This is a genomic window from Emticicia sp. C21, assembly GCF_003418935.1.
Lineage (GTDB): Bacteria > Bacteroidota > Bacteroidia > Cytophagales > Spirosomataceae > Emticicia.
In genome coordinates this window covers 1-22,159 of the sequence record NZ_QVMT01000009.1, presented here as the reverse complement: position 1 = coordinate 22,159, position 22,159 = coordinate 1, and the positions used below count along the sequence as shown (strand labels likewise).

Genomic DNA, 22,159 nt, shown 5'->3' with positions numbered 1-22,159 from the left:
GAATATTGGTAATTTTGTGAAAAATTATTGCTTAATGGTTACAGAAGAAGTAAAATTGCCCGTGATGGAATCGTTTTATACCTTGCAAGGTGAGGGGTATCATTCGGGGAAGGCTGCCTATTTTATTCGCTTGGGTGGGTGCGATGTGGGTTGTGTATGGTGTGATGTAAAAGAATCCTGGGATGCTTCAATACACCCTCAATTTACAATAGAAGAAATAGTTGAAGGTGCTACTGAATACAAGGGTAGAATGGCAGTAATTACTGGTGGAGAACCTTTAATGTATAATTTAGACCATTTAACAATTGCTTTAAAACAAGCCGGATTTCAAACAAATATAGAAACTTCCGGTGTGTATCCGGTTTCAGGCGTCTGGGATTGGATATGTTTTTCACCCAAAAAATTTAAAGAGCCTCACGAAAGTATATATAGAGTAGCAAATGAATTAAAAGTGATTGTATATAATAAATCGGATTTTGCTTTTGCTGAAAAACATGCCAGTTTAATCAATGAAGATTGCATGTTATTGCTACAACCTGAATGGAGCAAGCAAAGTGAGATGCTGCCTTTGATAATTGATTATGTAAAAGAAAACCCTCAATGGAAAGTGAGCTTGCAAACACATAAGTTTATGGATATACCTTAAGATAGGTTTATCTTGCTAATCTCTAACACTGACGGCTCAAAAGCTTTAAAATTAACGCTTAGCGTAGATAACAATAGATGCTTTGGCAATTGTATTGTCATTAATATTAAAACCGATAATAGCTGGAACGGTATCTTTATCTAAATCTAATTTCGTTTTTAGTGCAAATACTGTGATGATATACTGATGAAGTTGACCTGGCGGAGGACAAGGGCCGCCATAGCCAAAAGTCCCATAATCATTCCGGGCTTGAATGCATCCTTCAGGTGCAATTGATTTATTAATATCTCCTGCCTCTGGTTTCAATTCAGTTACTTCTGGCGGGATATTAAAAATTATCCAGTGCCACCATCCACTTCCAGTTGGCGCATCTACATCAAAAATGGTTACGGCAAAACTCTCAGTGCCTTTTGGTGCATCAGTCCATGATAGGTGAGGTGATGTATTTTGCCCGGTACAGCCGAAGCTGTTAAAAAAATCTTTAGCAGTTGCCTGCCCCTTCAAGTTGTTGCTTTTAAGTGTGAAATTCCTCTTAAAAGTTGAGTCTTCGTTTTGTTCCATATTTTAATTGCGTTAATGGTCGAATTCTAATACTTTTCCATGCGTACTTCTGATAACCAGCGGCATCAGCACAGGGAGATTCTTTAAAAAGGTAATAGCCAGTTCAGAGATCTTTTCTTTGCCAAATAATTTTTGCAATTGTCTGCCTCGCCAGAGCTGATTTCTGAAATTGCTGTTCCAGTTTGATATATATAACTTTTCTAATTCTGTTCTGTTAATATTTCCTTGTAAAAATTCTGTTATTAATTGTGCTGAAAAAAAACCCGACCTGATAGCAATGGACATACCATTACCTGCAAGAGGTGTAATTAATCCGGCGGAATCACCAACCATAATTATGTTTTCATGAACCTGACTTTTACTTACAAATACTACCTCATTAATCACCTCAGGTTTTTTAAAGAGAAATTCAGCATTTGTAAAAATTTCTTTCAGAAATGGATTCTTGTAGAGAATATCCTCTTCCATTTGTTTAATTCCACTTTTGTGTTTCAAATTCGAGGTCTGGCTTAAATAACAAAGACAGAATTTATTGTCTTCAATAGCAGAAATGCCACAATAACCGCCGTGGAAATTATGTAAGGAAATCAAATCTTTTGGATAATCAAGCGAGATATGGTATTTAATACCTAAATAACTGGTCTGTTGTTTTGGAATTGGCCGCTGAATGACTTTGTCAACCCGTGCTCGTTTTCCATAAGAACCTATAAGTACTTTTGCCTGAAAAGTTTTATTTGTATTGGTATCCACAAAAAACGTATCGTTTATACGTTGGGTATCTTCAACACTTGCATTTAGTTCAAATTGTACACCAATATTTAGCGCAATTCTATATAATTCATAATCAAGCGTATAGCGACTAATACCGAAGCCACCCATTTGTAAAGGAGAGTGCAGACTTTTCCCCTTAATTGAAGTAAGCTGAAATTTATTAATGGTTGAAGCGCCAAGTTTATTAATGTCTAATCCTATATGTTCCAGATAGGGTCTTACTTCATTTGAGATATACTCACCGCATACCTTATGGAATGGGTAAGCATGCTTTTCAATTACAATCACAGAAAATCCCTTTCCGGCTAGCTCAATTGCTACCGTTAGTCCTCCTAGTCCGCCTCCAATAACAATGGCATCATGCATAGGAATCAGATTTATTACTTACCTTTTATAATGTAAACTTAAGCAATTTTTGCCAACGATCTTTCCTACTTCAGAACCCTGATCAATTCCATCTCTAAAATGGATACCCCCATATACTCTCGAAATGCTACACTCTTTGGCCGCTGCCCAGAATGAGGCAAATTGCTTAGGTGGGCCTACAAAATACTTTGAATAATCTGTATAGATTACTGAATCCCCTAACTTATCGGTTAGAATAGTTGCCATGGCTGCCGATTGTGCAGAGTGACCAGATGGAAATTCGGGGAATGGAGGTGTCAACAAAGCGGCTTCCCATTTGCTATCAATATATCGTTTAATATAAGCAATCGGCCTGATGAAGTTCTGTTCATATTTAATCTTCCAGGTAGCTATAAAGGTATCGTTTAGCCCAATAGTAAGATTACTGTATAATTCAGTTGCCTGGTCCAATCCTTTAGGGTTTTGTTTAAGCACCTGAGTGAGAATAGAAACAGAATGGCCCGGTGCTGAATAAGTAAATGATGAGGCATCGTCCCAGAAGTTAGCTATTTGTAATTTCTCACTATTCGGTTTTACTTCTTTTGAAATATTATAAACTTCTAAAGCCATTTTATAAAATGGAGAATTAGGATAGATTGAAAATTCTACTTTAGGCTTTATATCCACTCCATTCTGATTTTCTTTCAAAAATGTTCTGTTTTTACCCCAGTACGGATGTAAAGGCCCTGTATTTTCTAAATCAGCTACTCTGTTAATTTCAAAACAAGAAGTACACACTGGTATTTTATAATTCATATCATACGTGCGCATAAAGGTATTATGCCCGCCATCAGTCATTGAGTACTGATAAATCCAATTCGCAATTTTTTCTCCATACTTTCTTGACTTTTCCAACGTTTCAGGGGTAAGTTTTTGCGCAAAATGATCGTTGATGGTATCGTTTAACGCATAAACTTTTTCCATCCAGATATATGGCGACGAAATAAATAACTTATCCACCATAGTAAATATGGCACTTGACACAGCCAGAGGTGCGTTGAAATTTGTATTATCGGCAAAAAGACTGTCTGGTTTTGTCAAACCTTGTAACTGTCCTGCCAACGAGAAATTATCCGGATAGGCAGGAAGTATAGCTTCATAAGCTGCTAAATTGATATAGGCCATATTTCTTGCCGAAACATTTGGGCTATAGCCTACTGTCTGCTCTACCAGGTCAAAAATTAATTCATGCCACTTTACTACAAGGTCAGATGAGTCATAATTATATTTTCTGACCGGCTCAACTCTGATAAATGTAGGACTACCAATTTGTGCTGATGTAGCTGTATTAACTTCTTCAATTGTATTATCTTCTTGTGAATTTACCTGTGGTTGAATTACCTTTGTAGAAGTTTTAGGAGTGTTAGTCTTTTTGGTAACGGGAGCAGGTTTAGTTTTGGACTTACTTTTAGTTGGAGTCTTCTGTTGCGCAAATACTCCTGAGCACACTATGATTAAAATTATGCTTAAAAAAGATTTTTTCATAGTTGAGAGATTATATTAATAAAAAGGCGAATATTTGAATCTGGATTCTATTCCAAACAAAAATCTGATTTAGAAAAGGATTTTGCAACAATTATACCGAATAATTACACAATGCCCGACAAAAAACTATTTCTTCTTGATGCCATGGCGCTTATTTACAGAGCGCACTTTGCGTTTCTTAAAGCGCCTCGAATCACTTCTAATGGTTTAAATACAAGCTGTGTTTTCGGTTTTGCCAATGCTTTACTAGAAGTTATTCAAAAAGAAAAACCAACGCACCTTGGTGTTGCTTTTGACTTGCCGGGAGGAACTTTTCGTAATGAAAGATTCCCTGAATATAAAGCTAATCGTCAGGAACAACCGGATGATATTACTATAGCTATCCCATATGTAAAGAAACTGATGGAAGCAATGGATATTCCTTGCCTGAGCCTCAAAGGCTTTGAGGCTGATGATGTCATTGGTACACTCGCTAAAAAAGCAGCAAGGGAGGGATTTGAAGTATTTATGATGACCCCAGATAAGGATTACGGGCAGTTAGTAGAAGAACATATTTATTTATATAAACCTGCTATTGGTGGAAAAGACACTGAAGTAATGGGTGTGAATGAAGTATGCAGCCGATGGGGAATCAAACGTGTAGATCAGGTAGTTGATATACTCGGATTAATGGGTGATGCAGTAGACAATATTCCTGGTATTCAAGGGGTGGGAGAAAAGACAGCCGCTAAATTAATTGCTGAGTATGATACAGTTGAAAATTTGATAGCCAATAGTGAAAAAATATCAGGTAAATTAGGAGAGTCAGTCAGAAATAGTAAAGAAATTGCCTTATTGTCGAAAGAACTGGCAAGAATTGAGTTGAATGTACCTATTGATTTTGATGCTGATAAACTAAAAATCATGCCGCCGCATGTGGATTTATTATCACCATTGCTTGACGAATTAGAATTCAGAACGCTTAGGAAAAGATTATTACCTGACGACCCCTCAAACACAGCAACAACCAGTCCTGTAGCAAAACCGACAACTGCTGTTGGAGAGAAAAAATCTGCCATTGGCGCAAAATCTGGTCAACAGATTTCCATGTTTGAGTCCGATACTTCAAATAATACTGCGCTCCCTGCGGATTTGGAAGAAGAAGCAACATTCGGATTTCACGCTTCCTCTAAAGATACTATTGAATCAGTTGTTCATGAATATCATCTGATTAATACACCTGAGTTAAGAAAAAGCCTGATATACTATCTTTCTCAGCAGGATGAATTCTGCTTTGATACCGAAACTACCTCTGTTGATGCTATTGATGCTGAAATTGTAGGTATGTCATTTGCTTATCGTAAAGGCGAGGCTTATTATGTTCCCTTTCCTGAAAATCAGGAAGAAGCGTTTCATCTTGTTCAGGAATTTAAAGAAATTTTTGAAAATGAGTCAATCATGAAAATAGGGCAGAACATTAAATATGATTTGATGATTCTGCAAAACTATGGGGTAGAAGTAAAAGGAAAAATGTACGATACCATGTTGGCGCACTATATCATTGAGCCAGAGCAAAGACATGGGATGGACTATATGGCTAACGTTTATCTGAACTACGACCCTGTTTCAATAGAAACCCTGATTGGCAAAAAAGGCAAAGGTCAGCTGACGATGCGGGAAGTTGATGTTGAAAAAGTAAAAGAATATGCCGCAGAAGATGCCGATATTACGTTGCAATTGAAACAGGTATTACAACCAAGATTGAGTGCGATTGGTTTGCAAGAAAAGCTTTTAATGGATGTTGAAATGCCAATTGTTTGCGTGCTGGCAGATATGGAAATGTCGGGAGTAAAGGTAAACGTTGATACCTTGCATGAAATGTCAAGAGTATTGGATACTGATATTCAGGAGATTCAAAGAAGTATATATAGTCTGGCAGGCGGCGAATTTAACGTTTCATCCCCCAAACAATTAGGTGAGATTTTATTTGAGAGACTTAAAATAGACAAAGGTGCCAAAAAGACTAAAACAGGTCAATACGCCACTGGTGAAGATGTTTTGTCAAAATTGGAAGGTGAACATGAGATTGTAAGAAAGATTTTAGATTTCAGAGAGTTGTTAAAACTTAAAAGTACTTACGTAGATGCATTGCCTGCCCTGATTTCTAAAAAGACTGGAAGAATACATACTTCCTACAATCAGGCAGTAGCTGCCACGGGACGTTTGAGTTCGACTAACCCTAACTTGCAGAATATACCAATCCGTACAGTAAGAGGTCGTGAAATACGTAAAGCGTTTATTCCTCGTGATGAAAACCATGTGATATTATCGGCTGACTATTCGCAAATTGAATTGCGCATTATGGCAGCTTTCAGCGAGGACGAAAGTATGTTGAATGCTTTCAATCAGGGTATAGACATTCACTCTACAACTGCCTCAAAGGTCTTCAAAGTTCCTATCGACCAGGTTACGTCTGATATGCGTAGAAAAGCAAAGATGGTCAACTTTGGGATTATTTATGGTATTTCGGCGTTTGGTTTATCTCAACGACTGAGTATTCCTCGTGGTGAAGCTAAGGAAATGATTGATGCTTATTGGATGGAGTTTCCGAAAATCAAGATTTTTATGGATTCTGCTATTAATAAAGCCAGAGAAACTAAATATGTTGAAACCATATTAGGAAGAAGGAGATATTTGCGTGACATCAATTCTCAGAATTTAGTCGATAGAGGATTTGCCGAGCGAAATGCCATTAATGCCCCTATACAAGGCTCAGCAGCAGATATGATTAAGGTAGCTATGATTAATATTCACGACTTCCTGAGAAAAGAAAAGCTGCAATCAAAAATGATTTTACAAGTGCATGATGAGTTAGTTTTTGATGCACTTCGGAGTGAGGTAGATTATCTGAAACAAAGAGTTGATGAACTAATGTGTAGCGCTATTCCGTTACCAGTTAAGATGGAAACAGGTATGGGCGTTGGCAACAATTGGTTAGAGGCGCACTAATAGCCTTATTAAGTCTGTCCTTCTGATTTAACACCAATTATTTTTTAGATAATTACATTCTTTCAACCCAATAGGTTGAGGGTATTTATATAGATGAATACAGGAATAATAATTTTAGCAGCAGGTGCTTCTTCTCGAATGGGTGTTCCCAAGCAATTGCTTCATATTGATGGGATTTCATTAATTAAGCGAATTACAGAAATGACAATGGAAACAGCTTGTTATCCGATTGTTGTGGTACTTGGAGCTAATCGGCAGATGATTCGTAAAGAATTAGAGCATATGCCAATTACCATTATAGATAATCCACAATGGGAAAATGGCATGTCGAGTTCAATTAAAATGGGATTGGCTGGCTCGTACATGACTTATAAAGAGTTGGAGGCGATTATCTTTTTGACAGTTGATATGCCTTTAGTCTCTGCAGAATTGATTCAAAAAATAGTCGAAAAGGCTAAAGGTGTAACTGGAAATACTGAGAGTTCTCCAGACATTGTTGCCTGTAAATATGATAATCAAATAGGGATACCGGTATTATTTAAAAGAAAACTATTCAATGACTTATTGGAATTAAGCGGCGATAACGGAGCAAAAAAAGTAATTTTAGCCAATAAAGAACATACAGTTACTATTGATTTCCCTGAGGGGAAAATCGACCTGGATACGATGGAGGAGTACCGGAATTTTTTGTCTAATTACAATCAGAACTAATGCGAGCAGGTGGTTATTATATAGCATTACCCTTTTTATATTTTATTTCCATTTTACCTTTTCCGATTCTCTATCTACTTTCCGATTTTTTATATATAATTATTTACTATATAGTCGGCTATAGAAAATCAGTGGTAAGAGCTAACCTGAGAAACAGTTTCCCGGAAAAGAGCGAAACCGAGTTAATTAAAATAGAAAAGGCTTTCTTTCAATATATCATTGATTTTTTTCTGGAAATGCTCAAATGTCTCACGATTTCCAAAGAAGCATTGCTTAAACGTGTAAGTATAGAAAATCCTGAAGTAGTTACCAATCTGTACAATAAAGGTCAGAGTGTAATTGTTTCAACAGGTCATTATGGCAACCATGAGTGGGTAAATCAGGTTTTACCTTTTATGTTGCCTTTTCAGATAAAAACCATTTACCGCACGCAACATAATCCATATTTCAATCAATTATTTCTTAATTTCCGCTCCAAATATGGCGTAGAAATGATTGCGATGGAAGAAGCATACAAAAAAATTAATACAAAAGGAGATAAGCCTTTCTTATTAATTTTAGCCAATGACCAGTCAGCACCACCTGATAGAGCTTATTGGACGACATTTCTAAATCAGGAAACTTCCTTTTTCTCAGGAACTGAAATCTTTGCCCATCGATTCAATGTACCTGTAGTTTATGTCTGCATCAAAAGAATTGCCAGAGGCAAGTATAGGGCGGTTTTTGATATGATAAGTACTATACCAAAGGAATTACCAAAAGGAAAAATATTAGAGCAGCACGCCAGGAAATTAGAGAGAGATATCAGGCAAGATCCAACTCCGTGGATGTGGTCACATAAACGTTGGAAATATCAGAAAGTCAATGGTCAATATATAGATGTAAATTATAAAGAATGAAAACAAAGTTTTTAATCTTGCGTTTTTCATCTATTGGAGATATTGTACTCACAACTCCGGTGATTAGATGTCTGAAACAGCAATATCCAGAAGCAGAAGTTCACTTTGCTACCAAAAGGCAATTTAAGGTATTAGTAGAAAGCAATCCATATATTGATAAATTTTTTTTATTAGAGGGGAAACTTGACTCTTTTATCAAAATACTTCTGGCTGAAAATTACGACTATGTAATTGATTTGCATAATAATCTTCGAACATCTATTATCAAGTATCGATTAGGTAAAAAATCTTTTAGCTATAATAAACTGAATTTTGAAAAATGGCTTTTAGTCAATCTCAAAATCAATCGCATGCCCGATGTTCACATCGTAGAAAGAAATCTAAAGACGATTGAAACTTTGGGTATTAAAAATGACAATAAAGGGCTGGACTATTTCATTCCATCAAACCAAGAAGTAAATCTTGAAGGAATTATAGAGCCAGGAGAGCCTTTTGCAGCCTATGCTATTGGTGGTCAACATTTTACAAAAAAACTTCCGGTTGAAAGAATTATAGAACTTTGCAGCAAAATCAATAAAAAAATTATTCTTTTGGGAGGAAAAGAAGATGAGCCCGCCGGAGAAATAGTTGTTCAAGCACTTGGCAATAACATCTATAATGCCTGTGGCAAATATAGTCTGAACCAGTCTGCTTCCATCTTGAAACAAGCACAGTATGTCGTAAGCCATGATACCGGACTTATGCACATCGCCTCCGCATTGAAAAAGAATATCATATCCATTTGGGGAAATACTGTTCCGGAATTTGGGATGTATCCTTATCAAACTGAATTCAGAATCATAGAAAATAAAAATCTTCCTTGTAGACCCTGCTCAAAAATAGGGTATAATAAATGCCCGAAAGGACATTTTAAATGCATGAATGATTTAGTGCTCGAAAACCTAGATTCTTAATCAAGAATCTAGGTGTAATTTTAGCGATATTAGGATTAATTATAACTTACTAGTTGATGAATCTGAGCATATTGTAAAAGCATAATCGTTTTTCCATCTTTTATTTCGCCATTTTCCATCATTTGTAAAGCCTTTGTAAAGTCAAGCTCCAAAACTTCAATATCTTCCTCATCTGTCACACCGCCTCCCTCATTTACTTTTTGTTCTTTGGTATATTCTGCTACAAAAAAGTGCAATATTTCTGTTACAGACCCAGGAGACATATAGGATTCGAAGACTTTTTTGACCTGACTTATTTTATAGCCAGTTTCTTCTTCAGTTTCTCTCTTAATACAATTTTCAGCATCGTCCTTATCCAACAATCCAGCGCAAGCTTCAATTAGCATACCGGTTTCATTTCCATTCACATAAGTAGGAATTCTGAACTGGTTAGTTAGTATGACTGTTTTTGTTGCATTATTATATAATAAAATAGTTGCGCCATTCCCTCTATCGTAGGCTTCCCGACTTTGTTTTTGCCATTCTCCGTTTTTCTTTTGCCATTCAAATGTAACTTTACGAAGCGTATACCAATTATCAGATAAAATTTCTGTAGTCAAATTTCGAACGCGATTATTCATTTTGATTGTTTTTGAATTATTTTGATTATTTTTGAACAAATTTAGAAAATAGATATGAATTTCCAAGAACGTAAACAGATAATTATAGAAAAAGTAGAGACAAATGGCAGTGCTGATGTAAAAGAATTAGCAGTTTTATTGAATACTTCTGAAATAACAGTCCGTAGAGATTTAGCTATTCTGTCTGATAAAGGTCTGATATTCCGGACACATGGTGGAGCCATGAAGCTTAGTCTGAGTTATGATCCTGTTGATTTTGTCAATAAATCAGCAGTAAGAGGAGAACAGAAAGATTATATATGTCAGATAGCAGCTTCGTATATAAAAGAAGGAGATGTAGTATTTTTAGATTGTGGCAGCACTGTATTTAGAATCTGTCCCTTTATCCGGAACATGAAAATCAAAGTCGTAACTAATTCAATCCCAATAGTAAATGCTCTGCTTAATTCTTCGGTCAGTTTAAATTTTGCCGGAGGTGAAATTGATATGGAGCGCCAGGCGAGTCATGGTTATGTAGCCATTGAACATTTTACCCGATACAGAGCGGATAAAGCTTTCTTAGGAGTAGATGGTATTTCTTTCGCTAATGGATTAAGTGCTTCAAGCGAAAAAGAAGCAGAAATTTCAACTGCACTTGCCAAATATGCCAAAGAAAGTTTTCTTTTATGTGATTCAAGTAAGTTCGAGAAAGATAAATACTTGCCTTTTGCACCAATTAACATGGCAAATTATCTGATTACAGATTTAGGGGCAAATGAAAGTTTGATAAATCAATATGAAAGCTTAGGAATAAGGATATTAAAATAAAATGCTCAGTTTCCCAAGCCATTATCAATTGTTAAACACACTGTTTTTATGAAAATTGTGATAAAAATTACAAATATCGCAACCATTTTTTATCTCTATGCTCTGCTTTATAAGTGCTATACCACTTGCATAATGGATAAAGACTAATAATAACTCCTAACCAGACGAGATAGACTCCACCTAATTCTAAACCTGATGGTTGTTGCGGACGACCAAACTGGAAAGGCCCAAAAACAAAATCTTTGTTGCTGAACCCCTGCATGTATAGCATGATAAACATAATAGTATGAATCAGATACCAGTGAATGAGATAATAAAACAGCGGTACTTTCCCATATACAGACGTAATTTCTATGAACTTATTCTTTGGCCCATCACTCACATAAAGAATAAGAAAACTGATTCCTAATGTAGCTAATGTATATAAAAGAGAGGGAGGATATTTGGTCAGATTCATGAATGACATGAAAGTAAAAAGTGCATCTTTTTGAGGAGACCAAGGGGCAGGGTCACCATAAATATTGATAAAGCGTAAAACTATAAAAAGTGCTAATGAGCCTATGCCTAATTTTAATAGTGCTGCCTTTCTCACGTTTTGAGATTTATCAAAAACTACTCCGCCAAAGCCATATCCGGCCAACATAATTCCTAACCATGGAATAGGAGGATAACCAATTGCAAAAGTGGTATCAGGCGTAATCTGGAAAAGTGAAAAACTGAATAGAGGGGATAGTAATGAAAAGGGAGTATTATTAATTGGCAAAAGCCCCAGAAGATTATGACAAAAAATAATGACTAATCCTATGATCAGAATAGTTTTAGATGATAATTTCATTAAAAAAGAAAGAATAACAAAACCAATCCCAATAGCGCCAATTACTTGTAAGAAAAACATCCTGAACTTGAAATCAAACCAAAGCGCAAAACCGATAACTGTAAATTCTAAGAAAATTAACCATAGTCCACGGCTCAATAAAAAGCGCTGACTTTCCTTTAAACCCATATTCTGGTTTTTATAAGATAAATAAGCTGATGTACCTGATAAGAACACAAAAGTTGGCGCACATAAATGCGTTATCCATCTGGTAAAAAATAGGGCGGGAGTGGTAACAGTTAAATCTGTTGGGTTTATTCCGATGTGGAGCAAATCACGGCAATGGTCAATCGCCATAATTACCATAACTAGTCCACGGGTAAAATCAATGGAATTGATTCTTTTCATAGGTAAGAAGATTAGAGTAATAGGTTTTCAGAAACTAGTGAACAATTGACAATTTCGGAATTAATCTTCTTAGAACAAAATATCAAGATAAATTAGCGTTCAGAAATTGAAAATATCTCTATTTCAACAAATGGATGCAATTTAGGATTAGGTTCTCGGTCTCCGCACTCATGTTGAATAATTTTTCCGGTCTTTTGAAGTGATATGCTGACTTTGGTCGCATCGGGTTGGTCTTTCAAAAAAGCCTTTATAACAGAATTTGAAGATTCTGTAGGGATATGGGCAACGTGTGAATCTAAAGTATTAAAAAAGTAGGTAGGACAACTGCCCGGCATATTATGAAAGAATTGAAAATCAATAGTTTCTCTTTCAGGTGCGCCGTCTTCACAACTCATCGAGCTAAAGAATAATGATAATATGATAAGTAAAAATGATTTAAGTATCTTCATCATAGACCTAGTTTTTTGATTAAAGATACTTAAATCATTGATATAGTTGGAATGATCATTTAACCACAGGAAAAGCGACAATTCTTAGCTTGCTACAACCATATGGAATCAAAGTGATAGTTTCCGCTTTATCGTCTACTTCACCTAAATACAGACCATCACGAGGAGTAACAGGCTGACGAGCCACACCCTCAATAATTTTCCAACTTGGAATCTTTTTACCAACTGTTTTTATCTCAATCGGGGCATTCGAGCTATTCCACACAAAGGCATCTGATTTGGGTTTTATTGTAACAGTTGAATTTTCTATCGGTTTTTTAATAACTGTCTGAGGCAAGCCGTAATTCCAATCGCTCTTTGGCTGAATATCATAGTAAATTCCTTCTTCTTTGATTTCCTTTTTTGTCCACTCTTCTTCAATTTTTAAGGCATAAACCAGCGGCCCTCTTTCAATAGCACGAGAATTTTTTGCCCAGTTAGACGTGGTTACCTCCATTGGTAATTGCAAAGTGATTTTATCACCATTTGCCCAGACTCTTTTGATTCGGGCAATTTTGCCTCCCTTTTCCACTCTTAGCTTTTGACCATTTAATATTAACGTAGCCTCATTACACCAGACCGGTATTCGTATCTCTAATGGAAAATCAACTGATTTAGAAGTACTGATTATAAAATTAATCTGGTCTTCAAATGGGTAGTTGGTTTCTTCTTCAATGCTTACCTCTGTTCCATTACCCACTTTAGCTTTAATTGTACTGGGAGCAAATAATAAAGCAGCCAGACCTTTATCAGGCGTGGCATACCAAAGATGCGAGGTGAATTTTGTCCAGCCTTGATGCATATTGGCTGTACAACATGTGTATCCTGCATAAGGTCCAAAAACATTACACATGCCTCGCCAGAATGGCAAAGAAAAATCAAACACACCACGGCTCACCTGCACCTGATTTGCTATCTGAAAATATTGTCTCGAATTAAAATCGTCAGTTGTTTGGGTCGGCAAAGCATTGTAAGTCATGCGTTCAAGAGCATCCATATAAGTTTGGTCACCCGTTATACTAATCATTTGCTCCAAAGAGAACATTGTCTCCACAATTGAACATAATTCAATGCCTTGTGTTGGGTCATTTCCATGCAAATCTTCATCACCTGAGTACATACCATGAGGCAACCCGTGTAAAGTCATTAAATCTGTCCAACCTGTTTTTAGGCTTTTTAATAGTTCCGGATTCTTTTTAGCCTGATAATAAATAGCCGGAAGCTTTATGCCCATACCTACATTTACTGCATGTCTTTCCATCCATTTTTCATCGGTTTGATTAGCAGCGGCTTGCATTACCCAATTGCGTTTACCTAGAAGGTCAGTCCATGGAGTAGTTTGTTGGTAAATTGTATCTCCTAATTCCAATAAAAATTTATCTCCTGTAATATTATACAACCAATAAACCGACATCAGATTATCGCCTCCTCTGGCTTTTGCCCAATCAGTCCATTTCACTAATGGACAACTTTTAAGATTCTGATGTTGATACTTAAAGTAATTAGTTAAGCATTTAATAACTCTTTTATCATTAGTAGCTGTATAATATTGTTGTAAAACCTTTATCATTACCATTTTAGGCCACCAGTCATCACCTTGCTTGCATTCAACAATTGTCTTGCCTTCTCTTTCATCTTTAGTAATTCCGCCTATATAACCATTGGGCCTTTGGCTATCTATCACCCAATTGACATATTTCTGTACTTTAGTTTTCAATGTTTGATCATCCAGTAAATAGGCGAGGGGGAGAGCACCGTCAAGCCAATAAGGAGTTTCTTCCCATGCATCACCTTTGCCACCTAACCAGCCATTATCATTCATGATTTTAGGATAGTATTCGTCTAAATGCCCGGTTGTACCGTTTTTCATGATTGTCAGTTGCGTATGCAACCAACCTTTAGGTTTTACTGTTCCTAAGGGTAGTTCAATATATTCAAGTGGCGCAAGAGATGCTTTATTAGCAATATAAAAAGAATTTTGCGCTTGTGTTTGATGGATAATAAGTGGGACGGATAATACTGTAAGGAATCTCTTGATCATAGCTGAAAGGTTAAGAAGACTAGGATTAAATTGGCGGTGTTAATAGGTCGAAAAAAACTGCTCAATAATTTTGAGCAGTGTAAAAATAAGAGATTTTTATCAATTCTTATTTACTAGCACGAACTACTTTAGAATAATCCAGGTATCTATATTTTCCTAATATACCTTGCTGTAGTACTAATTCATATGAGCCGCCCGGGTAAGCTGCTTTAGTACTGATTTTTTCTACCTTCAATTCAGGTAATTTCGGTGTGTTTTTCTCATTTAATAATTCGTAAAAAACTCGTCCGTTCATAGAAGCTGGTATGGGCAATTGATGCAAATGTAGAATAGTAGGAACAAGGTCAACATTTGATGTTGGCAGATTGCTCTCGAATGCCTTTTTAAAACTTGGCCCGTTTGCAAAGAGTGCAATATGTACCTCATAAGGACTTAGACTGCCATGCCCTGCAACTCCCTTAGCATAGCTTGTTCCTGCATAGTTTTTATCATTCTTATTATCATTCCAGTTATAGTCAACCAAAATATCAGCAGTCCTATTGGCATGATTCCAGTGAATAGCTTCAAAAGAAAGTGTGCCTGCAATAAAACCTTTGGCATCGCCTGTTTTTAGCCCTTTTGTATAAATACCACCCACCCACTCCTGACCTTGTAATATTGTTACTATCTGCTGAATCTTCGCTTTATCATGATTTTGAACATAAATTGCTCCCTCAGATACCACCACATCTTCACTCTCTTTGCTTTGTTTTAAGCCCTGACTAACTAAAAAATCAGCCACATTAGTTTTTCCGATAAAGGTGGCAAAACCATGATCTGCAGAAATAATGATGTTGAAATTATTTGTCAGACCTTTCTGTTCTATATCTTTCAGAATACGTCCAAACTGTTCATCAACGATTCTGATTGATTCCATCGCAAACTCAGAACCAATGCCAAATGTATGAGCCGCTCCATCCGGGTCAGAAAACCAGACCGAACTCACCAAAGGACCATCTAAGGTAATGCCATATTTCAATATGGCATCTGTAATCCATTTGTGTTGCAGCAAATTAGGTTTAGGCTTTACACTTTCCGGAATCGGACCTATTTCTTTCAGTACTTGTTCTCTAAATGATTCAGGTAAAATCATGCTCGTATTGATAACCGCACCGCTGCCTACTTTATGATTTTGTAATAAAGCAGACCCGGTAGAGCCTGAACTAAAAACCATCATCTTTTTTCCTGCTTTAGTCAATATTTCACCTAATGAAATAGCAGTTAGCAGATTTCCATTCTCTGAGTCATTAATTTTATTGAGATTTTCAGCTTCTCCTGTATTCAAACCCTGCTTTTTATCAACTTTCGGAAAGTAAACCGTATTTCCCATCAAACCGTGCGTTTTAGGATAACTTCCGGTTGAATAAGAGGAGGAATTCACCCTTGTAACAGTAGGAAAAACACTATGGTGATTTTTGCCATAAGAACCCTTTTTGCTGAAAGTATAGAGATTCGGCATATTTTCTAGGGTAATATAATCAGGCCTTAATCCATCAAAAAACACAATAAGTGTTCTTAATTCTTTAGGGTTTTGTGCATGAGTTATTTGAAAAATAAATATTAGATAAGCTAGAGAAAGAACCTTTTTGAATAGGATTTTCATAGTATACGGTTTTCTTAGGTAGTGGTAAGATAAAATTAGAGTAAAAGATATATTCGGCCTGCTAATGTACTCTGATCAAATTAAATAAGACTATTTTGGCAGATGAATTATCTGTTAATTTCGTCAAAATCTCCAAGTCCCTCTCTTATTACCTCAAAATCATCATCAATCGCTAGAACAACAGTTGAGGGTTCAATTCCGCACCAACCCCCGTCAATAATTATATCGGCTTTATCCTTATTCTGGTCATAAAGCACCTCTATTTCATTCGGGTACTCAATAATATCATCGATATCATCCTTTACTGACGTGGTAATAATAGGATTACCCAACATCTCAATGAGTCTTTGCGGAATTTTGTGGTCTGGCACTCTGACACCAATGGTTTTACGATTGGTTTGCATGATTTTGGGTAAATCTGCAGTGGCCGGAAGAATGAATGTAAACGGCCCAGGTAAAGCCCTTTTGAGTAATCTAAAAGCATTATTAGATACCTTTGCGTAAGTAGAAATATTACTTAAGTCGTGACAAACAATTGAAAAATTATGATGCTGAGGTTTAATGCCTTTTATTTTACACAACCGCTCAACTCCCTTGGTACTGAATATATCGCAACCCATCGCATAAACTGTATCGGTTGGATATATGATAATTCCTCCGCCTTTCAGGCAATCAACTACCTGGCGAAGCTTACGCTCGTCAGGATTAGTTGGAAATATTTCAATGATTTCAGCAGACATATCTTTCGTAATTAGGTGGGCAATTTAAGTTTAGCCCTCTAATAAAACAAAAAGGTTCGGCGTAAAGTTTTACGCCGAACCTTTTCAGGATTTTATAAGAACACAAAATTACTTGCTCTTTTTATCTTTTTTACTCTTAGAAGCCTGTAAATCAGTTGCTTTCACTGCATTCATTTCGAAATAATCAACTGTTAAACTCGCCAGAGATTTCATACCCAAAGTAAAACCTGATTCATCGATATAGAAATCAGGTGTATGGTGAGGTGCAGGACTTGTTTGGCCTTTAGGTTTGCCGCCTAAGAAAAAGAATAATCCTGGTACTTTTTGCTGGAAGAAACTGAAATCTTCTGCACCAGTTTGTACAGGCTGAACATTCACGTTAGCTTTTCCAGCAATAGCTTCTAAAGTACCAATCATTTTATCAGTTAAAGCAGGATCATTATAAGTAACAGGATAGCCCGTATCGATTTTTACGTCAGCAACTGCTCCTGCACTCTCTGCAATATTTGTAGCCACTTCATTAATACGGCGATGAACTAACTGACGCTGCTCTGTTCCAAAAGTACGGATAGTTCCAATCATTTCAAGTGATTCCGGAATGATATTCTGACGAATACCCCCATGAATTGCGCCTACAGTTACAATAGCTGGGTTTTCGGTAATATTTACATTACGGCTCACAATGGTTTGTAGACCCATCACAATCTGCGCTGCAGTAACAATTGGGTCAATTCCGGACCACGGATTGGCTCCATGTGTTTGTTTACCTTTTAATTTAATACCCAATTGGTCAACAGCCGCCATGGTAGCACCTGAGCGATAACCAATTTTTCCAACTTCTGTTACTGAGCTGATATGTAAACCAAAAATAGCATCTACTTTAGGGTTTTCCATTACCCCTTCCATTACCATCAATTCGGCACCTGATTTGCCATCTTTCAATAATTTAGCATCATAAACACCTTCTTCAGCAGGTTGGAAAATAAATTTCACAGTTCCAGCTAAATCATTTTTCATTGACGACAAAATCTCCGCAACACCCATCAGAATTGCTACGTGAGAATCATGCCCACAAGCATGCATCACTCCAGTTTTCTGGCCATTATATTCCGTCATTACTTTTGATTTGAAAGGCACATCCACGCGCTCAGTTACAGGTAAGCCATCCATATCGGCACGAAGTGCTACAACCGGTCCCGGTTTACCGCCTTTAAGTATCCCTACAACTCCCGTTACACCCACCTTTTCCTGTACCACAATGCCCAATGAACGAAGATGATCCGCAACGATTTTAGAGGTTCTGAATTCAAGGTTACCTAATTCAGGGTTTTCATGAAAATCACGGCGCCAGGCCACAACTTTCTTTTCTAAGGCATCTGCACTTGTACTGATTTTAGGTTTTAGTGCTGATTGCCCCATGGTAAGACCACAAGACATGGTAAGAAGACTAATCAAGAGATTTCGCATTGATGAAATTTAATTTAAGTATTTTAATTGATTTAATGTGGTCGGTAAAACTAAGTTAGCGATTGAAGTTCAGTAATCCAAGTTATTTAATTGCTTCATAAGCTTCAAACATGCGGTCAGTGGAAAGAATATCAGCTCCATTATTTACAAAACCTTTATAAAGGTGGTCTCCTTTTGCAATAGCCATTTTGTCAAGGTTCCCTAATGTACCCAGAATAGTGCAGATACCTTTTTTATGCAAAAAATCATTAAATTCTTTGTTCGGCTCTCTGGTTCCGATAAAAGCCACCATGTTTTTGTCAGGAATCCCTACCCGTTGGTGTCGTTCATATTCTTTTAAATCTCTCATTGTAACAGAAATCATGAGGCCAGGATCTAAATCATACACTTTTTTTGCCTGCTTTTCATCATAGACAATAATCATACAATAATCTTGTGCCCCTAAATTCTTTACCATCGCCACTACTTTTTCATATGGTGTATTTCGCTTTACATCTAATCCAAAAATCACTTTATTTTTGCCCCACTTCAAAACTTCTTGCAATGTAGGTATTTTAAATGTTGTCAGAGTTCCTGCATTATCCTTTAGATTCAGGTCTTTTATTTCATCCCAATTCCGGGCAATAATTTTGCCTTTCCCTGTGGTGGTTCTATCCAATGAATTATCATGCATCATCATTAATACGCTATCTTTCGTAATCTCAATATCACATTCAATAATTGTCGGAATTTTACTCGCCAGAAATTCAAAAGACTCAAGACAATTTTCAGGATAACCAGGAATATCTCCACCACCTCTATGCGAGGAAATCATAGGTTTAAAGCCGGAATTATATTTCAGAAACTTAATTAAACCTTTTCCGGGAACCTGAATGAAAGATTTTTGCGGAACAGGATGACAAGCTATTACTAAAACGAGAAGAATAGAATACAGAAATTTCATTATAATATTGATAAAGTATTTAAGGCGTAAACTTATTGAAAAAATACAAGAGAGTCCTGATTTGTCTGTTTTTTGTATTGGTTCATAATGTCTTTAGCAGTTAAAAGTCCATGTTCACCATAAACCATTAAGCAAACGGTACCACCACTACCACCACCGGTTATCTTGGCACCATAAACCCCGGAATTTACTCCTTTCGAGTGTGCCATTTCAACAAGCAAATCCGTGTATTCATTGCCTAAGCCACATTGATTATAGCTCTGATGAGATTGATACATCAATTCGCCCATTAATGGCATTAACTCACTATGATTTCTATCATTAATACCTTTCAGCATTTCAGTAAAAAATCTTACCCTATGATTTTCATAAATTGGGTGCTGTGTACTTGCCTTGATATTGTAATAGGTATCCGGCTTAATATGTGCTAAAGTATCGGTTACCACACTAAATTCATTCAGAAAATCTTTTCCGTACATCGAACTAAGATATTTGGCATATTTTGCTTCATATTGTGAGGGAGAAATATTGCTCAAATAGCCTGAATAAGGTAGAAGGTGGTTCTTTGTACCTTTTAAATCATGTTTTGAAACTCCCTGTTTCTGAGCTATAATTGAAAAACCCATAGAGGCTGCCGTCCGAACTTCTCCATAAGATGCCCCACTCACAGCATGCCTGACACCACTGTCGATGCCAACAAAATATAAATTATCTGGTATTTTGATACTTGAAAAAATCTTGTCAGGCTGACATAGAATGGGAAGCAAATATTTATCATGACCAAAATAGGAAGCCAATTGATCCATTAACCCACAAGGAGCGCCTACAACTAAATTTTCGGCTTTTTGTGCTAAAATTGGCAGTTCAGTACCAGAAAACTCAATTGAAAATAATTCTCCAAGGGCTTTCAGGGTTGCTACTTCTATGGCTGCAGAAGATGATACACCTTTACCAAAGGGCACTTCTGATTTTACTAAAATATCAATCCCACCTAAATTCAACTGCTTTTCAATCATTAATACCAGAAAACAACCTACAATATAAGATGCCCAATCGCCGCCCTCTAATTGTTTGAGGTATTCATTGGCTTCTTTATAGTTTTTGGGTAATTCTTCTAAATCAATGAATAATTCATTGTTTTCAGTTACATCAAGACTTTTGATATGCAATTGATTGTAGCCTCTATGTCCAACTGTTACAGTTGCCTTTTCTTTAATCGGCATCTGCAAAACCATTGAGCCTGAATAATCAGCAATCCCGCCCATTACATCTAAACGACCTGTTGAACTTGCTTGAACCAGCGGCTGGTTATTACCAAAAAAGTTTCTTAAAATAGGAGAGCTATTAGAGTTAATTTCCATAAAGAAGCATCAAAACAAAAGAGATGCTTTTGCAGGCATCTCTTCATGAAGACTATATCAATTATAATTTTTCGATGATAATTGCACTGGCACCGCCACCGCCGTTGCAAATGGCAGCCAATCCATATTTGCCATTTTTCTGTTGAAGCACGTTAATTAAGGTTGTCACAATTCTCGCACCTGAACAACCCAGCGGGTGCCCAATTGAAACTGCTCCACCAAAAATATTTACGTTATCGTATTTTAAATCTAGTTCTTTACAGAATACCATAGGAACAACCGAAAATGCCTCATTTACTTCAAAAAAGTCAATATCGGAAACTGAGAGGCCTGCTCTCTCGAGTGCTTTTTGCGCAGCAAATACTGGTGAAGTAGTAAACCATTCTGGCTCTTGTTCTGCATCAGCATAAGCAATAATTCTGGCAATCGGTTTCAAACCTGATAATTGAATATTCTCACCCGAACTCAAAACTAAGGCAGCCGCACCATCATTGATAGTAGAGGCATTGGCAGCCGTAACTGTACCATCTTTTGTAAAAGCAGGTTTCAGATTGGGTATTTTCTCAAAAATCACATTCTTATACTCCTCATCCTGACTTACAACCTTGATATTCCCCTTTTTATCAATGACTTCCACGGGAGTTACCTCATTTTCAAAATAACCTTTTTCCCAGGCTTCTGCCGAGCGTTTATACGATTGTATAGCGTATTCATCCTGTTCCTGACGACTGATCCCATATTTTGCTGCAGTTGAATCGCCAAAACAACCCATTGCTTGTGGCTGATAGGCATCTGTCAGGCCATCTTTAGCCAATCCATCGACCAAAACGCCACTACCATAACCATATCCATAACGGGCTTTTTCCAGATAAAACGGAATCATTGACATATTTTCCATTCCTCCAGCGACTACTAACTGATTTTCACCCAATTCAATAGATTGACTACCAAAAATAATTGACTTCATGCCGGAAGCACATACTTTATTCACAGTAGTTGTATTGGTTTTAACCGATAGCCCTCCGTAAATTGCTGCCTGGCGGGCAGGTGCTTGCCCAATATTAGCCTGACAAACGTTCCCGAAGAACAATTCGTCTACAGAATTCGGGTCAATATTTGCTTTTTTGATAGCCGCTTTAATGGCGGTAGCTCCTAATTGAGGTGCCGGTATAGTAGATAATGCCCCACCAAAACTTCCGAGTGGCGTTCTTACAGCAGAAATGATATAAGCCTTTTCCATGTGATGTGAATTAAAATAAAACTGTTACAGGGCTCCCTGTAACAGTTGACTAGTCCTAAAAAAACGATACAGGGTTATAGATATTAAAGGTACATTTTTTAAGTAGTAGTAATCAAGAGATTGCTACTACTTTTTGTTTTATAAGTTTTCATTTTTACTTCATTCTGCA

19 protein-coding genes are annotated in these 22,159 nt (G+C 36.7%); 6 read left to right on the top strand and 13 right to left on the bottom strand.

Annotated elements, in window-relative coordinates; genetic code table 11:
* Positions 1 to 34 precede the first annotated feature (34 nt).
* Positions 35 to 646 carry a 7-carboxy-7-deazaguanine synthase QueE gene (locus D0T08_RS18930; RefSeq protein WP_116984256.1) on the top strand — a complete coding sequence of 204 codons (612 nt, stop codon included), beginning with the start codon at positions 35 to 37 and terminating at the stop codon, positions 644 to 646.
* A gap of 51 nt (positions 647 to 697) precedes the next feature.
* On the opposite strand, the gene D0T08_RS18925 is transcribed toward D0T08_RS18930, so the two are convergent.
* From D0T08_RS18925 to D0T08_RS18915, 3 genes are read right to left on the bottom strand one after another with little or no spacing between them, the layout of a single operon-like run.
* Entirely contained in the window at positions 698 to 1,207 is a 510-nt protein-coding gene (locus tag D0T08_RS18925; RefSeq protein ID WP_116984255.1) for a YbhB/YbcL family Raf kinase inhibitor-like protein, read from the bottom strand.
* Between the two features lie 12 nt (positions 1,208 to 1,219).
* A complete protein-coding gene (locus D0T08_RS18920) occupies positions 1,220 to 2,344 on the bottom strand; it encodes an NAD(P)/FAD-dependent oxidoreductase (RefSeq protein ID WP_116984254.1) in 1,125 nt (374 codons plus the stop codon).
* Positions 2,345 to 2,362: 18 nt separating this feature from the next.
* The gene (locus tag D0T08_RS18915) at positions 2,363 to 3,868 is read right to left on the bottom strand and encodes a vanadium-dependent haloperoxidase (protein ID WP_116984253.1); all 1,506 of its coding nucleotides are present in this window, start codon (positions 3,866 to 3,868) and stop codon (positions 2,363 to 2,365) included.
* Between the two features lie 111 nt (positions 3,869 to 3,979).
* Here D0T08_RS18915 and polA point away from each other — a divergent pair, with 111 nt between their 5' ends.
* The 4 genes from polA to D0T08_RS18895 all read left to right on the top strand — a co-directional run bounded on the left by polA (position 3,980) and on the right by D0T08_RS18895 (position 9,419).
* Positions 3,980 to 6,856 carry a DNA polymerase I gene (gene polA / locus D0T08_RS18910; RefSeq protein ID WP_116984252.1) on the top strand — a complete coding sequence of 959 codons (2,877 nt, stop codon included), beginning with the start codon at positions 3,980 to 3,982 and terminating at the stop codon, positions 6,854 to 6,856.
* Between the two features lie 93 nt (positions 6,857 to 6,949).
* A complete protein-coding gene (locus D0T08_RS18905; protein ID WP_116984251.1) occupies positions 6,950 to 7,567 on the top strand; it encodes an NTP transferase domain-containing protein in 618 nt (205 codons plus the stop codon).
* Positions 7,567 to 8,466, top strand: a complete 900-nt coding sequence (locus D0T08_RS18900; RefSeq protein ID WP_116984250.1) for a lysophospholipid acyltransferase family protein — start codon at positions 7,567 to 7,569, stop codon at positions 8,464 to 8,466. The genes D0T08_RS18905 and D0T08_RS18900 overlap by 1 nt, the downstream gene beginning before the upstream one ends.
* Complete coding sequence (locus D0T08_RS18895; protein ID WP_116984249.1) at positions 8,463 to 9,419, top strand: glycosyltransferase family 9 protein; 957 nt, start codon at positions 8,463 to 8,465, stop codon at positions 9,417 to 9,419. The genes D0T08_RS18900 and D0T08_RS18895 overlap by 4 nt, the downstream gene beginning before the upstream one ends.
* A gap of 35 nt (positions 9,420 to 9,454) precedes the next feature.
* Here the strand turns inward: D0T08_RS18895 and nudK are convergent, their stop codons facing one another.
* Positions 9,455 to 10,039 (bottom strand): GDP-mannose pyrophosphatase NudK, encoded by a 585-nt coding sequence (nudK, locus tag D0T08_RS18890; protein ID WP_116984248.1) that lies wholly within the window; start codon positions 10,037 to 10,039, stop codon positions 9,455 to 9,457.
* Positions 10,040 to 10,093: 54 nt separating this feature from the next.
* Here nudK and D0T08_RS18885 point away from each other — a divergent pair, with 54 nt between their 5' ends.
* The gene (locus tag D0T08_RS18885; protein WP_116984247.1) at positions 10,094 to 10,846 is read left to right on the top strand and encodes a DeoR/GlpR family DNA-binding transcription regulator; all 753 of its coding nucleotides are present in this window, start codon (positions 10,094 to 10,096) and stop codon (positions 10,844 to 10,846) included.
* Positions 10,847 to 10,913: 67 nt separating this feature from the next.
* On the opposite strand, the gene D0T08_RS18880 is transcribed toward D0T08_RS18885, so the two are convergent.
* The 9 genes from D0T08_RS18880 to D0T08_RS18840 all read right to left on the bottom strand — a co-directional run bounded on the left by D0T08_RS18880 (position 10,914) and on the right by D0T08_RS18840 (position 21,990).
* A complete protein-coding gene (locus D0T08_RS18880) occupies positions 10,914 to 12,068 on the bottom strand; it encodes a DUF1624 domain-containing protein (protein ID WP_116984246.1) in 1,155 nt (384 codons plus the stop codon).
* Positions 12,069 to 12,160: 92 nt separating this feature from the next.
* On the bottom strand, positions 12,161 to 12,520 hold the full coding sequence (locus D0T08_RS18875; protein WP_147322816.1) for a hypothetical protein: 360 nt from the start codon (positions 12,518 to 12,520) through the stop codon (positions 12,161 to 12,163).
* Positions 12,521 to 12,572: 52 nt separating this feature from the next.
* Positions 12,573 to 14,597, bottom strand: a complete 2,025-nt coding sequence (locus tag D0T08_RS18870; RefSeq protein WP_116984244.1) for a beta-L-arabinofuranosidase domain-containing protein — start codon at positions 14,595 to 14,597, stop codon at positions 12,573 to 12,575.
* 106 nt (positions 14,598 to 14,703) lie between these two features.
* The gene (locus D0T08_RS18865) at positions 14,704 to 16,239 is read right to left on the bottom strand and encodes an alkaline phosphatase family protein (protein WP_116984243.1); all 1,536 of its coding nucleotides are present in this window, start codon (positions 16,237 to 16,239) and stop codon (positions 14,704 to 14,706) included.
* Positions 16,240 to 16,346: 107 nt separating this feature from the next.
* Complete coding sequence (locus D0T08_RS18860) at positions 16,347 to 16,979, bottom strand: L-threonylcarbamoyladenylate synthase (protein ID WP_116984242.1); 633 nt, start codon at positions 16,977 to 16,979, stop codon at positions 16,347 to 16,349.
* A gap of 108 nt (positions 16,980 to 17,087) precedes the next feature.
* Positions 17,088 to 18,446 (bottom strand): amidohydrolase, encoded by a 1,359-nt coding sequence (locus tag D0T08_RS18855; RefSeq protein ID WP_116984241.1) that lies wholly within the window; start codon positions 18,444 to 18,446, stop codon positions 17,088 to 17,090.
* Positions 18,447 to 18,528: 82 nt separating this feature from the next.
* Positions 18,529 to 19,389, bottom strand: a complete 861-nt coding sequence (locus tag D0T08_RS18850) for a glycerophosphodiester phosphodiesterase family protein (protein ID WP_116984240.1) — start codon at positions 19,387 to 19,389, stop codon at positions 18,529 to 18,531.
* A gap of 32 nt (positions 19,390 to 19,421) precedes the next feature.
* Positions 19,422 to 20,750, bottom strand: coding sequence for a GHMP kinase (locus tag D0T08_RS18845; RefSeq protein ID WP_116984239.1), 1,329 nt, complete (start codon positions 20,748 to 20,750; stop codon positions 19,422 to 19,424).
* Between the two features lie 61 nt (positions 20,751 to 20,811).
* Positions 20,812 to 21,990 (bottom strand): thiolase family protein, encoded by a 1,179-nt coding sequence (locus tag D0T08_RS18840; protein WP_116984238.1) that lies wholly within the window; start codon positions 21,988 to 21,990, stop codon positions 20,812 to 20,814.
* Positions 21,991 to 22,159 lie beyond the last annotated feature (169 nt).